This window comes from Lactobacillus porci, assembly GCF_009695985.1.
In the GTDB taxonomy this organism is placed as follows: domain Bacteria; phylum Bacillota; class Bacilli; order Lactobacillales; family Lactobacillaceae; genus Lactobacillus; species Lactobacillus absianus.
On record NZ_VUMX01000038.1, the window covers coordinates 1 to 13811 of the forward strand.

General features: G+C 52.0%; 15 protein-coding genes. 6 read left to right on the forward strand and 9 right to left on the reverse strand.

What is annotated here, in order from left to right; translation table 11 throughout:
• Positions 1-209: 209 nt before the first annotated feature.
• Positions 210-1136, reverse strand: a complete 927-nt coding sequence (locus FYJ62_RS09475; protein ID WP_154549441.1) for a transporter associated domain-containing protein — start codon at positions 1134-1136, stop codon at positions 210-212.
• Positions 1137-1246: 110 nt separating this feature from the next.
• On the opposite strand from FYJ62_RS09475, the gene FYJ62_RS09480 reads away from it, so the two are divergent.
• The gene (locus FYJ62_RS09480) at positions 1247-1714 is read left to right on the forward strand and encodes a hypothetical protein (RefSeq protein ID WP_154549442.1); all 468 of its coding nucleotides are present in this window, start codon (positions 1247-1249) and stop codon (positions 1712-1714) included.
• Positions 1715-1721: 7 nt separating this feature from the next.
• Here FYJ62_RS09480 and FYJ62_RS09485 read toward each other — a convergent pair whose 3' ends face one another.
• On the reverse strand, positions 1722-2204 hold the full coding sequence (locus tag FYJ62_RS09485) for a hypothetical protein (protein WP_154549443.1): 483 nt from the start codon (positions 2202-2204) through the stop codon (positions 1722-1724).
• A gap of 105 nt (positions 2205-2309) precedes the next feature.
• Positions 2310-3125: a recombination regulator RecX gene (gene recX / locus FYJ62_RS09490; RefSeq protein WP_154549444.1), complete on the reverse strand. Its 816-nt coding sequence runs from the start codon at positions 3123-3125 to the stop codon at positions 2310-2312.
• Between the two features lie 150 nt (positions 3126-3275).
• Here recX and rlmD point away from each other — a divergent pair, with 150 nt between their 5' ends.
• Entirely contained in the window at positions 3276-4739 is a 1464-nt protein-coding gene (rlmD, locus tag FYJ62_RS09495; protein ID WP_154549445.1) for a 23S rRNA (uracil(1939)-C(5))-methyltransferase RlmD, read from the forward strand.
• Between the two features lie 418 nt (positions 4740-5157).
• On the opposite strand, the gene FYJ62_RS09500 is transcribed toward rlmD, so the two are convergent.
• The gene (locus FYJ62_RS09500) at positions 5158-6111 is read right to left on the reverse strand and encodes an alpha/beta hydrolase (RefSeq protein WP_154549446.1); all 954 of its coding nucleotides are present in this window, start codon (positions 6109-6111) and stop codon (positions 5158-5160) included.
• A gap of 112 nt (positions 6112-6223) precedes the next feature.
• Here FYJ62_RS09500 and FYJ62_RS09505 point away from each other — a divergent pair, with 112 nt between their 5' ends.
• Positions 6224-6505: a hypothetical protein gene (locus tag FYJ62_RS09505; RefSeq protein WP_154549447.1), complete on the forward strand. Its 282-nt coding sequence runs from the start codon at positions 6224-6226 to the stop codon at positions 6503-6505.
• A gap of 67 nt (positions 6506-6572) precedes the next feature.
• Here the strand turns inward: FYJ62_RS09505 and galU are convergent, their stop codons facing one another.
• The 3 genes from galU to map all read right to left on the reverse strand — a co-directional run bounded on the left by galU (position 6573) and on the right by map (position 9362).
• A complete protein-coding gene (gene galU, locus FYJ62_RS09510; protein ID WP_154549448.1) occupies positions 6573-7490 on the reverse strand; it encodes a UTP--glucose-1-phosphate uridylyltransferase GalU in 918 nt (305 codons plus the stop codon).
• 106 nt (positions 7491-7596) lie between these two features.
• Entirely contained in the window at positions 7597-8529 is a 933-nt protein-coding gene (locus FYJ62_RS09515) for a YihY/virulence factor BrkB family protein (RefSeq protein WP_154549449.1), read from the reverse strand.
• A gap of 5 nt (positions 8530-8534) precedes the next feature.
• Positions 8535-9362 (reverse strand): type I methionyl aminopeptidase, encoded by an 828-nt coding sequence (gene map, locus FYJ62_RS09520; protein ID WP_154549450.1) that lies wholly within the window; start codon positions 9360-9362, stop codon positions 8535-8537.
• A 186-nt stretch (positions 9363-9548) separates the two neighbouring features.
• Here map and FYJ62_RS09525 point away from each other — a divergent pair, with 186 nt between their 5' ends.
• Positions 9549-9998 (forward strand): flavodoxin, encoded by a 450-nt coding sequence (locus FYJ62_RS09525; RefSeq protein ID WP_154549451.1) that lies wholly within the window; start codon positions 9549-9551, stop codon positions 9996-9998.
• Complete coding sequence (locus tag FYJ62_RS09530) at positions 9988-10479, forward strand: GtrA family protein (RefSeq protein ID WP_154549452.1); 492 nt, start codon at positions 9988-9990, stop codon at positions 10477-10479. Before FYJ62_RS09525 ends, FYJ62_RS09530 begins: the two co-directional genes overlap by 11 nt.
• 68 nt (positions 10480-10547) lie before the next feature.
• Here the strand turns inward: FYJ62_RS09530 and wecB are convergent, their stop codons facing one another.
• Complete coding sequence (gene wecB / locus FYJ62_RS09535; RefSeq protein ID WP_154549453.1) at positions 10548-11690, reverse strand: non-hydrolyzing UDP-N-acetylglucosamine 2-epimerase; 1143 nt, start codon at positions 11688-11690, stop codon at positions 10548-10550.
• Between the two features lie 106 nt (positions 11691-11796).
• Between wecB and FYJ62_RS09540 the strand changes: the two genes are divergently transcribed.
• Positions 11797-11991, forward strand: a complete 195-nt coding sequence (locus FYJ62_RS09540; protein ID WP_154549454.1) for a hypothetical protein — start codon at positions 11797-11799, stop codon at positions 11989-11991.
• A gap of 70 nt (positions 11992-12061) precedes the next feature.
• On the opposite strand, the gene FYJ62_RS09545 is transcribed toward FYJ62_RS09540, so the two are convergent.
• Complete coding sequence (locus tag FYJ62_RS09545; protein ID WP_154549455.1) at positions 12062-13516, reverse strand: APC family permease; 1455 nt, start codon at positions 13514-13516, stop codon at positions 12062-12064.
• Positions 13517-13811 lie beyond the last annotated feature (295 nt).

Below are 13811 nucleotides of genomic sequence, written 5' to 3' on the forward strand. Positions count from 1 at the left end.
ATCAAAGGAACAAACAAATTAGAGCAGTGCGTACACGTGCTGTTCTGCCGTAGTTAATCAATCTGCGGAAGCATCTGAGGTCCGCCAAGGATGCTTGAGAAGCGACAGCGTAAGCCTTCGGGCTTGGCTATGGGAGAACTCTCTTCGGGGAGTTTGTTTGGACCACGCTAGTTAGTCGCAAACCTCCGACCTCGGTCGGGGGTAGTTGATTAATGCTTCTTTTCTTTCTCGTTTTCTCTATCTTCTGTATTCTCGTGCTGGTATTCCTGCTCAGCCTGCAGCGGCGGAAAGACTTCCTCGCCTTTGGGCAGGGTCAATAAGACCGTGAGCAGACGGGACCCCTGCATTCTTCTGGTCGTCAAGACCATGCCGTTGTCCAGGTGGACCATCAAGTGCTCAGTCTTGCCTGGGATCACGCCCAGTTTGGTAATCACGTAGCCGGCGATCGTGTCGACGTCTTCCATTTCCAGGTCAGTCCCGAACTGGTCGTTGAAGTCGTCCAGCGGCATCTTGCCGTAGACCACGTATTCATAGTCGTTGAGCTTGGTGGCCAGAACTTCCGTCTTGTCGACCTCGTCCGCGATGTCGCCGACGATTTCCTCAATCAGGTCTTCCAGGGTAACCAGACCAGTGATCCCGCCGTATTCATCCGTCAAGATGGCAATCTGCTGCTGGCTCTGCTGCATCTGGGCCAAAAGCTGATCCAGCTCAATCGTTTCTGGGGCAAAAAGCGGCACGGACAAGAGCCGCTCATAAGTCAGCTGGTCAAAGCCCACCCGTCTGGCCTCGCGCAGGATGGTCCGGATGTGGATGACGCCAACGATGTTGTCCTTGTCCTGCTGGTAGACGGGGATGCGGGAGTAAGGCTGGCTGAGAATATCATCAATGTTCCCTGCCAAATCATCCTCGATGTCGATCATGAAGGCATCGGTCCGCGGCACCATGACTTCGCGGGCAACCTTGTCATGGAAGTTCATGCTGCCTTCGATCATGGTGTATTCCATATCCGTCAAAAAATGAGCCGCGTGCAGCTTGTCAGCTTCGTCCTGCAGCTCTTCCTTGCCTTGTTCGTCATTGCTCGTGAAACGGCTTTTTAGTTTGTCCAGTAGACTGCCGGTCCCGGGGTCACTAGTCATATCTCTGTCTTATCTCACTTTCTTGAAACTTGAAACCTAAATAAAAACAATTATAGCATAGGCCAGGGCAGAATATGATAAAATACCACGATAGAAAGAGGTATTCGACCATGAAAATGAGACGCATCGTATTGGTATTTATCTTCCTGCTGCTGATTCCCTACATCTGCAGCCTGGCCATCATCGGCATTGGCTACAACGCCCTGGTCCTGCACTCCAGCGACCCCTTCCGGACCGCCATTGGCGCCTTGGTCGGGGCCATCATCATGATGGCCGTCAAGGCAACCATTCAGCGGCCCTTGAACCTGCTGGCCGGGGACATCTATGACAGCTTCTTGAAGCAGCTGCTGCGTTTCTTCAGCATCCGCCGGCGGCCCATTCTGCAAGCGGCCAACATCGTCCTGGACTTCGTCCTCTGCACGCTGGCGACCATCATCGTCCGCCACGTCCTGCCCCTGAGCATCATCGTCGGCACGTCCACTGGCTTCGTGCTCTTGATCATGTTCATCTCAACCTGCCTGGGTGCCTATATCGAATACGACAACCTGTCGATTGACTCAGAAGCCAATCAAGAATAGTTAAAAACTACTTTTCCGAGCTGATTTCAAGATACATGGTCTTGGTCAGCTTTTTGTTTGCCAAATCCAGCTGGCGCAGAATGTATGGAGTCAGGTTTTCCACCATGCTGGTCTGGAACTTGTCACCCAATTCGCCGGCTTCGTTCATGAACTTCGGCAGCTCAAAGTTCAGCGGCAGGTCAAAGGCTACGGCGCTGGCTGATTCTTCCTTTTGAAAGACCTTGGCCTTGGGCAGGGAGAACTTGAGCAGGCCTGGCACTTGGTCAACTTCCTCTGGAATTGCTACCCCGTACCAGTACATAAAGTGCTCTGGCCCAAAGACGATCAGGTTGGCCCGGTTTTCACCCAAGTCATGATCCTTGACAAACTTCTGGAAGGCCTCGTCTTCTTCAACGCTTTGGTTGCAGCCGCCAAATGACGCGTTGCTGTCCATCATGGCGTCAGGAAAGGCCTTGCCGATAAAGGTCAATGCTTCGATTTCATTGTTCATGCTTCTATCGCTCCTATTGGTATTGATGCTTGTTCTTCTGCTAATTGGCTGAACGCTTGCGTTCCAGCCATCCTTGACTATTATACTAAAAAAGCCTGGCCCGGCTCAGTATTCGCTCAGCTCGTCCAGGTCGATGACCTCCCCGCTTAAAAAAGCGGCAATTTCACTCGTGGAGAAGCCGTGGACATACAGGTATTGCTTGATCTTCTGCTCCCTGGTGCCCTCATCATAGCGCCTGAAGCGCTTGTAGGCCTTGATTCCCTGCTTCTTCAGGGCTTCCAGCTGCTCCTCTTCGCTGTCATTGAAGTCAAAGGAGTCAACGACAGCAGCCGCTAGGGTGCTGGTAAAGCCATGGCTGAAGAGCTTGGCTTGCATCTTGCGCTTGACCTCTTTTTGGGCAATTTTTCCCTGCTGGCGGATGAGTGACTTGACCAGGCGCTGGCCGACGGCGATCCAGTCAGCCGCCGCCACTTCCGCGATGGCTTCAGCGGCCGTCTCCTGGTCCAGCCCCTTGCGCTGCAGGTCCCGGCTGACCGCCTTTGGACCGTTCTGGCCGACTTTGAGGTCGTTTTTGATAAAGAGGCGGGCATATTCAGGGTCATTCAGATAGCCCAGGTCAGCCAGCTCGCCAATGGCGCTGGCAGCGGCAGCTTCTGAGATCTCGTGCTTGACCAGGTAGTCGTGGACTTCCTTGATCGTCCGCGGCTCATAGCCCAGGTATCTGGCGGCCAGCTCCGTGGCCTTGGCGTCAGCGTCAAAGGCGCGGACCTGGTCAATCTGCTGGTCAGTGAGCTCCTGTCCCTTGAGCAGGACGAATTCGGCCAAGGTCTTTTCGCTGACCGAAAAGGCATAATGACCGTCCAAAAAGATATTGTAGCGCCCAGGGCGCTTCTGTGCACTAACTTTTGTAATAATTGCCATCTAATTCACCATTTTCTTTTTCAGCATCTTTGCCTCTATATCTTAGCAAATTGGACGAAAGCGTGCGAATTTCTTGCTATTTGCTGGCTAAGGCCGGTATAATATCTTGTCGGCTTATTATTTTTTCATTGTAGAAAGAACAGAACTAACATGCAAAAAGACCATCATTTTAAAGAAAGAAAAGGCGGTTTCCGCAAGCACGCAAATAGCCGCTACAGCCAAAACAAGAGCCAACGCGGCCAGGCCAAGGCGCAAAAAGAGCGCGACGTGATCATTACGGTCAAGCGCCTGGGCATCAACGGCGAAGGAATCGGCTACTACAAAAAGAAGATCATCTTCATTCCTGGCGCCCTGCCGGAAGAAGTAGTCGTGGCTAAGATCGTCAAGGAATACCCCCACTACCTGCAAGGGGAGTTGGTCCGGATCAAGGAAAAAAGCCCTGACCGGGTAGTCTTCCCTGACCAGGTCAGCCCGGAAATCGGCGGCCTGGAACTGGCCCACATGAACTACGACGCCCAGCTGCGCTTCAAGCGCGACAACGTGCTGGCGGCCCTCGACAAGTACCACCCGCGCGGCTACAAGAACTACAAGGTCAAGCGGACCATCCCCGCGCCTGAGCAATGGCACTACCGGGCCAAGGCCCAGTACCAGATCGAGCGTTCCGGCAAGGACGTTCTGCTGGGGATGTACGCGCCTAACTCCCACCGCCTGATCGACCTGCCGGAAATGCCGACCCAAAGCGTTGACACTCAGAGAACCGAGCGGGCCATCAAGGACCTGATCGTCAAGCTGGACGTGCCGATCGCCGACGTCCGCCGCCAGCGGCAAGGGATCAAGACCATCGTGGTTCGCCAATCCGAAGCCACTAAAGAAATGCAGGTCACTTTGATCACGGTTGGCCACCGCTTGAATCACATGCTGGAACTGGCAGACCGGATCATGGAATTGCCTGACGTCGTTTCCGTCTACCAGAACGAAACCGACTGGCAAAACCCGCAGGTCTGGGGCAACAAGACTGAAAAGCTCAAGGGCCAGAACCAGATCATGGAAGAAATCATGGGCAAGCAGTTTGCCTTGAGCCCAAGAGCCTTCTTCCAGTTAAACCCAGTCCAGACCACGACCCTGTACTCAGAAGCCCTTAAGCTTCTCAGCCTGACGCCAGACATGACCCTGATCGATGCCTACTCCGGGGTTGGGACCCTGGGGATCCTGGCCAGCGACCAGGTCAAGCAGGTCATCGGGATCGAAAGCATCCCGGAAGCCGTCCTGGATGCCCAGCACAACTGCGAGCTCAACCACGTCAAGAATGCCAGCTACCTGCAAGGCAGCGTGGAAAAGCTGCTGCCCCAGCTGCAAAAGGACGAGGTGCCAATTGACGCCTTGATCGTTGACCCGCCGCGGACCGGTCTGGCCAAGAGCCTGATCAAGACCCTGCTCCGCGTCAAGCCGGAGAGCTTTGTCTACATCTCCTGCAACCCGTCAACCCTGGCTCAGGACCTGGTGCTCCTGGGCGAGGCCTATGACGTCCGCGTCATCGAAAACGTCGACATGCTCCCGCAGACCCCGCGCTGCGAATGCATCGCCAAGCTGGTCCTGCGCAAGGACTTGCGTTAAAAATTCAGCCAACAAAAGAGGCCAGAAGACTTAAATCTTCTGGCCTTTTCTTATAGCTGCTTGCAGTAGAAGCAGCTTTCCAAGTGGATGAGGTAGCTCATCAATTAATAGTCACGATATTCAATTTTCTATGTTCACCAATGGCTTTACAAACTGTGATAAACATTTACTTGTTTTGAGTTTTACGTCCTAGCGTAATGAAAAAAGAATCGAGTTATTTATTGTGTATTGCCACTTGGCAGCTTCAAGCTTTATGGTCTCCCCTAAGAGAGAGACAGCGAAATCATAATTACAAAAATTGTATAAAATCTGGAGATAAAAACTTCTGTTCAGTTGTTTTCTACCTCTTCCACGCCTTTAGTATATCACGCCTATGCAACCGCTTGCAAGAGAAAACTTTGCTTTTTTGTTTTATTTTTTACTTCAAATATTTGCGCAAGAATTTGGCCACCGTCTTCTTGTACAGGCGGTGATTGTGCTCAATGGATTCCGCGTGAGTGGCTCCCTCAACGACCAATAGCTGCTTAGGACCGCTGGTAGCCCGGTAGTTCTTGTAGACCATTTCCGTAGGCACGAACTTGTCCTTGGATCCATGGATAAAGAGCATCGGCTTCTTGTTCCTGTGCAGCTGCTTCAGACTGGAGGCATCCCCTAAAAAGTAGCCGGCCTTCACCCGGGAGACCAGGCTCAGGACCTCAACCAACGGGAAGCGCGGAAAGGCTGGCATCCCGTACAGGGCCTGGGCTTCATGCTCGATTTCATTCTTGGCATTGGTGTAGCCGCAGTCTTCAATAAAGCACTTGACCTGCTTGGGCAGCTTGAGGCCGCTGGTCATCATCGTGGTCGCCCCGCCCATGGAGACGCCCATGATGGCGATCTCGGACCGCTGGCCAGTCTGCTTGATCACCTGCTGGCTCCACTTGCGCACGTCAGTCTTCTCCAGCCAGCCATAGCCCACGTACTTGCCCTGGCTCTGTCCATGCGCCTCCGCGTCAGGCAGCAGGACATTGTAGCCCAAGGAGTGGAAAAGCTGGGCATAGGCCCCCATATTCTCCTTGTTGGACATGAAGCCGTGCAAGATGATGACCGTCTTTTTGGATTTTTTGGCCGGCAGATAATAGGCGGCTAATCTATACTTATTATTGGCGGACATCATGGTCCAATGCTGCTTTTTGACGTCCCGGTACCACTTTTTCTCAGCGTACAAAGGCGTTGACTTCTTCAAGCGCACCGTTCCGTTGGAGACAAAGGTCTTCTTCCCGGGCACTTCAGCCACATTGAAAAAGTACAGTCCTGCTGCCAGGAACAAGGCCAAAGCGGCCAGGACGATCCCCGTGACCGTCCAGATGATCTTTTTGTGCGTCTTAGTCAATTGATATTCCTCTTTTCACAATCCTATCTCTATATGGATTATTTTCTTTACAAAAAGCAATAGATATAGTATACCATATAAAAATCAGAAAGGTAATTAGTGAGGTCAATCCATGCTGCTCAGCAATTTTCTGCAATTAATCAATGATTTAAACGACCAGACCCCCTTGTATGCCCAAATCGGCCAGGAGCTGCACCCCCTCAGCAAGGTCGCGCTGACGCGGGATGCCTGTGAATTCCACTGCGGCCAGCGCCCCTTGACTAAAAAGAAGCTGCTTGGCCTTTTGGGCAAGGGCTCCAAGGCAATTCCCGTGATCGTCTGTCTGGGCGACCAACAGCTGATGATTTTTGGCATGCAGATCCTGACGGACAGGCCGGGAGTCGTTTTTAAATGAAAAAGACACCCATCTTACGATGAGTGTCTTAATGACATCGAACCATCAGGTCCGTCTTTTTGCTTGATTACTTAGCCTTGCCGGCTGCCTTCTTGTCGTCAGCTTCCAGCTTCTTGCCCAAGTCAATGATGTACTTGCGCAGGGCATCCTTGGTTTCTGGGTGGGTCAGGCCGTATTGGATTGAAGTTTCCATGTAGCCTTCCTTGTTGCCGACGTCGAAGCGGTTGCCAGTAAATTCGTGGGCAAAGACGCGCTGGGTTCTGTTCAAAGCGTCAATGGCGTCAGTCAATTGAATTTCGCCACCGGCACCTGGCTTTTGCTGGTCCAGCATGTCGAAGATTTCTGGAGTCAGCAGGTAGCGGCCGATAATGGCCAGGTCGCTTGGGGCCTTGTCAACGTCTGGCTTTTCCACGAAAGTCTTGACGTTGTACAAGCCTGGCTCAGTTTCGCCGATTGGGTCGATAACCCCGTACTTGTTGACTTCCTTGTGTGGCACCTTCATAACCGCGATGGTTGAAGCATGGGTCTTGTCGTAGCAGTCAATCAGTTGCTTGGTCAAAGGCGTCTTGTCCTTCATCAAGTCGTCGCCAAGCATGACTACGAATGGTTCGCCAGCGATAAAGCTGCGGGCCCGGTTAACGGCATCGCCCAAGCCGGCTGGGTGTGGCTGCCGGGTGAAGTACAAGTTGACCTTCATGTTGGACATGGTCGTGTCGCGAACCACCTTCAACAAGGCATCCTTGTGCTTTTCGGTCAAGTTGTCTTCCAATTCTGGGTTTGAGTCGAAGTGGTCTTCGATTGACCGCTTGCTTCTGCCAGTAACGATCAGAATGTCTTCAATGCCGGAAGCCATGGCTTCTTCAACGATAAATTGGATCGTTGGCTTGTCAACGATCGGCAGCATTTCCTTAGGCATTGCCTTGGTTGCTGGCAAAAATCTCGTTCCTAACCCAGCGGCAGGAATAATCGCTTTTCTTACTTTCATCAATTACATCCTCTTTTCTTCTTCTATCAGTCGTGTTTATGAAAGCATTTCAACTGCAAGCGTATAATAACACATTTATAGTGAACGTGCCAGCTTGCCAGGTAAATCACTTGGCTTGATGACGCTTGTCACGCCAGCGCTTGAGCCATTCAGCTAAAAAGCCGTTATAGTAGACTGCGGGTCCCATTTTTACTTCATCGATGGCGGCGTTGACTGCCGTGCCAAACAAGAGCACGACGGCCAGCAGGTTCAGCCATAACATAAAAATGATAAAAGTACCAACGATACCATAATTTTCCCATTTTACCGGAAAATGGCCCAGATAGTAGGCAAACAGGTAGGCCAAGGCCTCCCAGCCCACCACCGTCGTGATAGTTCCAGGCATGACCGCTTTCTTGCGCATATTGACGTTGGGCACGATAGCGTTCAGGTAGTAGACCGTCACGGTCATGATCACCAGCAGGATCAGCCAGCGGTAGCTGAAGAGGCGGTTGATCGGCGCCATCGAATAGTTGAAGATCGGCGCGAAAAAGCTCAGAATCTGCTGGCCAAAAATCACGGCCAAAGCCAGCAGCGTGAACAAGGTGACCAAGAGGGCGCTGAAAATGATGGTCAAAAGCCGGTTCCAGATGAAGTGCCAAAAACCCAGCTGCAATTCTTCCAAGTGCACCCCATACAGGCGGTTCATGCCGACCCTGATGGCATTGACCATGGAAGACATGGACCAAAGGGCCACGATCGCACCAAAGGAGATATAGCCCGTTGACTGGGTCTTCAGCAAGGTCTGCACGATCGGAATGACGTACTTGATCATATCGCTGGGCAACATCAGCTCCAGATATTCAGTGATCGGGTCAGTATCAATATGAAACAGCGGCAAGACGTTGCCGACAATGATCACGATTGGAAAAATTGAGAAAAGAAGGTAGTAGGCGATGACGATTGAACTTTGAAAAATCTCACCCTGCGACGTGCAATGGGACAGATGCTCAAAGAAGTCCCCCACCCGCTGGCGCTGCTGCTCAATTTTTCCAGTCATGTCAATTAGTCATCCATTTCGTCAAAGTGAGGAATGTACTTTTCCAAGCCGTCGTATGGTTCTTGCAGAGTCAAGATCTTTGGCCCGTCCTCAGTAATGGCAAAAGTGTGCTCAAACTGGGCTGACTTGGACCCGTCTGGCGTCGCGTAGAAGACCCAGTCGTCGTTTGGATCATCAACCGTCTTTTGCAGGATGCGCCAGTCGCCACCGGCTTCAACCATTGGCTCAACCGTGATGGTCATCCCCGGACGCAGGCGCAGGCCATGGCCCGCCTTGCCCCAGTGCGGCACTTCCGGGTCTTCGTGGATTGATGGCTGAATCCCGTGGCCGATCAATTCGCGCACGTCCCCGTAGCCTTCTTCATCTTCAACATAGTGCTGGATAGCCGCGCCAATGTCGCCGATCCGGTTGCCGGCCAGGGCTTGGTCGATCCCCAGGTACATGGCCTTCTTGGTAACGTCGATCAGGTGCTGGTCAGCTTCAGAGATCTTGCCGACCCCGTAGGTGGTGCAGGAGTCTGATTCGTAGCCGTTCAGGTTGCAGGTCACGTCTACCTTGACCAGGTCGCCTTCGTGCAGGATTCTGTCCTTGCGTGGCGTCTGGTGGGCAATTTCGTCATTGACGGAGATGCAGGTGCCGTACTTGTAGCCTTCAAAGCCTTGCTCTGACAAGCGGCCGCCGTGCTGCTTCATGTACTTTTGACAGAAGACTTCGATGTCCCAAGTGGACATGCCCGGCTTGATTTCATCGCGCAGGGCTTCAAACATGGTGGCGAGCAGGTGGCCGGATGCTTGCATGCCCTTGAGTTCGCGGACAGATTTAATAGTAATCAATTTTGTTATCCTTCCTTAAGCTAATCTAAAAATTTTGCTTTTACTATTATAGCATTTTTACCTGCCTTCTACAGATTGAGCCGGCCTGAAACGGCTTTAAGCAAACTGCCGGTCAGTTTTTTTACCCTGGAATCACAAATCGTGTATAATGTTCTAGAAATAAATTTTTAGGAGCTCTAAGTTAATATGAAAGCAAAGATTGTTTTTGCCAGCATGACTGGCAACGACGAAGACATGGCCGAAATCCTGGAGGAAGACCTGCAGGATGCCGGCTTTGACGTAGACTGCTCTGACGTCAGCTTCACTGACGCCAGCGACTACCTCACCAGCGACCTCTGCGTTTTCATCACCTATACCTACGGTGAAGGGGTCATGACCGATGAAATCGCCGACTTCTACGAGCAGCTGCAAGAATTGGATCTGACTGGCAAGCACTTTGCCGTGATGGGTTCCGGCGACAAGACTTACAACGAACACTATTGTGAAAACGTCTTCGACTTTGAGAAGGCCTTCCTGGCCTGCGGGGCAAGCGAAGCCATCCCTCCGCTCACGATAGAAAACGCGCCTGACGATGACGATATCGCCAGAATTGATCAAGCGGCTGAAGAGCTGGCTGGAAAATTAAATGAACAATAATTCAAGAAGAAGAGAACTTGGCAACCGGATCTTTAAGCGGCACCGCAACCTGTGGGTCTACATGTTATTTGGCTTTATTGCGGCTTTGATCAACACCGTGGTCTTTATGATCATGCATGCCGTTCCGCACACGGTCCTAGTCATCGACAACACGGTGGCCTTTATCGTGTCCAACCTGGCTTCCTTCTGGTTCAACCACAAGGCCGTCTTCGTGGACAACGTTGATCATGAGCACAAGCTCTGGCAGAAGCTGCTCTCCTTCTTCACCTACCGGATTCTCAGCCTGCTGCCGGACACCCTCTTGATGTGGCTGGGCCTGTCTCTCTTGCACTGGCCGGCCTTCTGGGTCAAGGTCATCGACCAGGTTCTGGTCGGAATCTTCAACTACCTGACCACCAAGTCCGTCTTCCAGAAGAAGGAAAAGAGCACGATGGCCAAACTTAAGCAGCGCGTGCGGGAAAACAAGCGCAAGCAGCCATAAGCGAAAACGCAAAAGAGGCAGATCAAGCAACGATCTGCCTCTTTTTATTTTTGTTTGTGGATCAATTCCTATTGAAAGTCAGCCGGCTTTGGCCCCTTTTGCCCATTGAACCACCAGGCAATATCGTTCAAAATGCGGTCTGCCGCGTGCCCGTCGCCATACGGGTTCTTGGCTTCAGCCATCCGCTGGTAGGCTGCCGGGTCATTCAAGAGCTCCAGCATGGCGCTTCTAACCGCGTCCACCTGGGTGCCGACCAGTTTCAAGGTGCCAGCCTTGACCCCTTCCGGCCGCTCGGTCGCGTCACGCAAAACCAGGACCGGCTTGCCCAAAGACGGCGCCTCTTCCTGCACCCCGCCGGAGTCGGTCATGATAAAGTAGCTTCGCTTGGCCAGGTTGTGGAAGTCCACCACGTCCAAGGGCTTGATCAGGTGAATCCGCGGATCGCCCCCCAGGACTTCCTTGGCCGCTTGCTGCACGCGCGGGGACAAGTGGACGGGATAGATGATCTCAACGTCCTTTTGCTGGTCCACCACGTCCTTCATCACCCGGAAAACCCGGCGCATTGGCTCGCCCTGGTTCTCCCGCCGGTGCATGGTCACCAGGATGACCCGGCTGCCCGGCTTGATCTGCTGCAAGACTTCATGGTCATAGTCTGCTTGGACCGTCTGGCTCAAGGCATCGATGGCCGTGTTGCCCGTAACGAAAATCCCCTGCTCCGGATGGCTTTCCTTAAGCAGGTTGGCCTTGCTCAGACTGGTCGGGGCAAAGTAGAGGTCGCTTAAGACATCGGTCAATTGCCGGTTCATCTCTTCCGGGAAAGGCGCGTACTTGTTCCAGGTCCGCAAGCCAGCCTCCACGTGCCCCAAGGCCGTCTGCTCATAGAAAGTCGCCAGGCTGGCGGCAAAGGAGGTTGTCGTATCCCCATGGACCAGCACCAAATCCGGCCGCTCCACTTGAATTACCTTGGTCAAGTCAGTCAAGACCTTGTTGGTAATTTCCGCCAAGGTCTGATTTTGGTGCATAATGTTAAAGTCGTAATCCGGCTTGATTTTAAAAATCTCCAAGACCTGGTCCAGCATCTCCCGGTGCTGGGCGGTCACGACCGTGACCGCCTCAAAGCGGTCGTCATGCTTGAGCTTCAAGACCAAAGGCGCCATCTTGATCGCTTCTGGCCGGGTCCCGAAGACCGTCATCACTTTAATCTGCTTCATTAAAAGTCTCCTTCGGCAGTTTTCTGCTATTAATTAATGATAGCAAACTCCCGCCCCCTGCGATCAGTTTTTTCACGAGATTTTCCAAAAAACGCGAGGTATATCCATGTCCATCAACATTTTTCCCCTGCTCGCCGACAGCTTCTTGATCATCCCGGCCGTTTTCAGCCTGGTTTATTCATTCGATAAGTCCCTGCCGCAAACAACCCGCCGCTGGCTAAGACTCAGCAGCTTCGTCTTGGCTCTGGCCATCTTGGCCTTGACTGTCTGGCTCCTGTGGCATCCCCTGCAGGTAAATTAACGCAAACAAGGAATCAGCACTGCTGATTCCTTGTTTTTGACTATTCTGTTTGGCTTGGAAATTCTCTTGGCTAGTCATTAGCCTTGGCTTGGTGCTTCAATTCCAGCTTTCTCAGCCATGGCAAGAGGAAACCGGTCCCAAAGAGAACGATCACCGTGATGATGTTCATCCAAAGCTGCTTGGTCCATTGCGGACTTTCAAAGGTCACGTCTTGCGGCAAAAAGCCCATCGTCGCGCAGACAAAGGTGAAGAGGAAGCACCACCAGCCAACGGCCAGGGCGCCCTTGTTGTTTCTGATGAAGACAAAGTCATCTTGGGCAAAGGTCTTGTGCCGGTAGCGGAAAGCCAGGAAGGCCAGGAAGACTACGGAAGTCTTGTATGGTGACACGATCCCGTTCAGGTTCAAGAGCCAGTTGAAGATATCGTTGATTTCCGGCAAAGTGCCTGACAAGAGCAGGAGGAACAAGGTAATGCTGCAAGTCAGCACGTAGCTGTTGATCGGCAGGCCGTCCTTGTTCTTCTTTCTAAGCCAGCTTGGCATGTACTTCTCTGAGGTGTCTGAGGCAAAGACCCGGCTGGCCGCGTCAATCAAGGCCGCCAAGTCAGCCATGAAGTTCAAGAGGCAGACGATGGCGTACATGTACATCAGACTCTTGCCCATGCCGGCTTCTTCACCCAAAAGCTGGAAGGCGTAGAAGGCCCCGTTCATCTTGAAGTCGTGCGGGATGTGCTTGGCGTCAAAAAGGACGGCCAAACCCAGGGTTTCGGTCAAGGTCATGAAGACCGTCATCGCGAACAGCATCCACATTGACTTTGGGAATTCCTTGCGGGGGTTCTTGAGCCGGGTAACATAAGGCGCGGCCAATTCCGCCCCAGACATGGCAAAGATCAACAGCCCCGTCGTGGAGAAGTAGTGCACGCTGAAGTTCGGCTTGAAGCTGGACCATTCCATCTTGGTGGCGACGTGGCCGCCGTGCATGAGGGCCCAGATAATCAAGATCACGAAGATCACGGACATGGCGAACATGGCAATCCCCCCGATCAAGGACAAAAGATCCAGGGAGTTCTTATAAGCACTTTCACACAAGATAAAGATCAGGATGATGACGAAAGTCAACAGGCCGAACATGAAGGGCGACATGTGCTTGCCTAAAGTGTTGTTGCCCAGAATCATCCAGGAAATGGAGACGATGATCGAGTTGGATACGTCCACCAGGTACGGCACGGTTTGGGCCCAGTACATCCAGCTGGTAGCGTAGCCTAAAACGTCGCTGCCCGTTCCCCGCCGGATCCAAGAGGCCAAGCCCCCTTCTTCAGTATCCTTGTATGCCAGCCCCAACTGGGTGGCAATCAAGGTGTATGGCAATTGGTAGCAGATCAAGAGGAAAATCCATGAAAAGATCACGGACAGACCTTGATTTTGGTATGGGTAGAAAACATCTTCAAAGCGGATGATGGTGACGAAGTCAAGCATCGCCAGGGTCATCCAAGCCATGTAGTGTTTCTTGGGTGTTTCTTCAATCATTCTATAAATCAAGCTCCTTATTGGTCAAAGATTGTCTAGTGGCCATTGACCAGCATGGAGGCTTATTTTGGCGCTTTAAGAAGCTGCTTGTCGCATAGTAATTCACTTAGCCTTCTCCATTTTTACAAAAAGAATCGTAATCATTCTATTACGAATTCTTAAAAAAATGGTTCAGTATAAATTCTTGTGTAAATAGAAATTAGATAACAAAAAAAGAAGGGTTGTCCCTTACAATGTTAATAACGACAAAAACATGGGGAGCCCTTCTTACTATGAATTATACAGAACTGTCAGT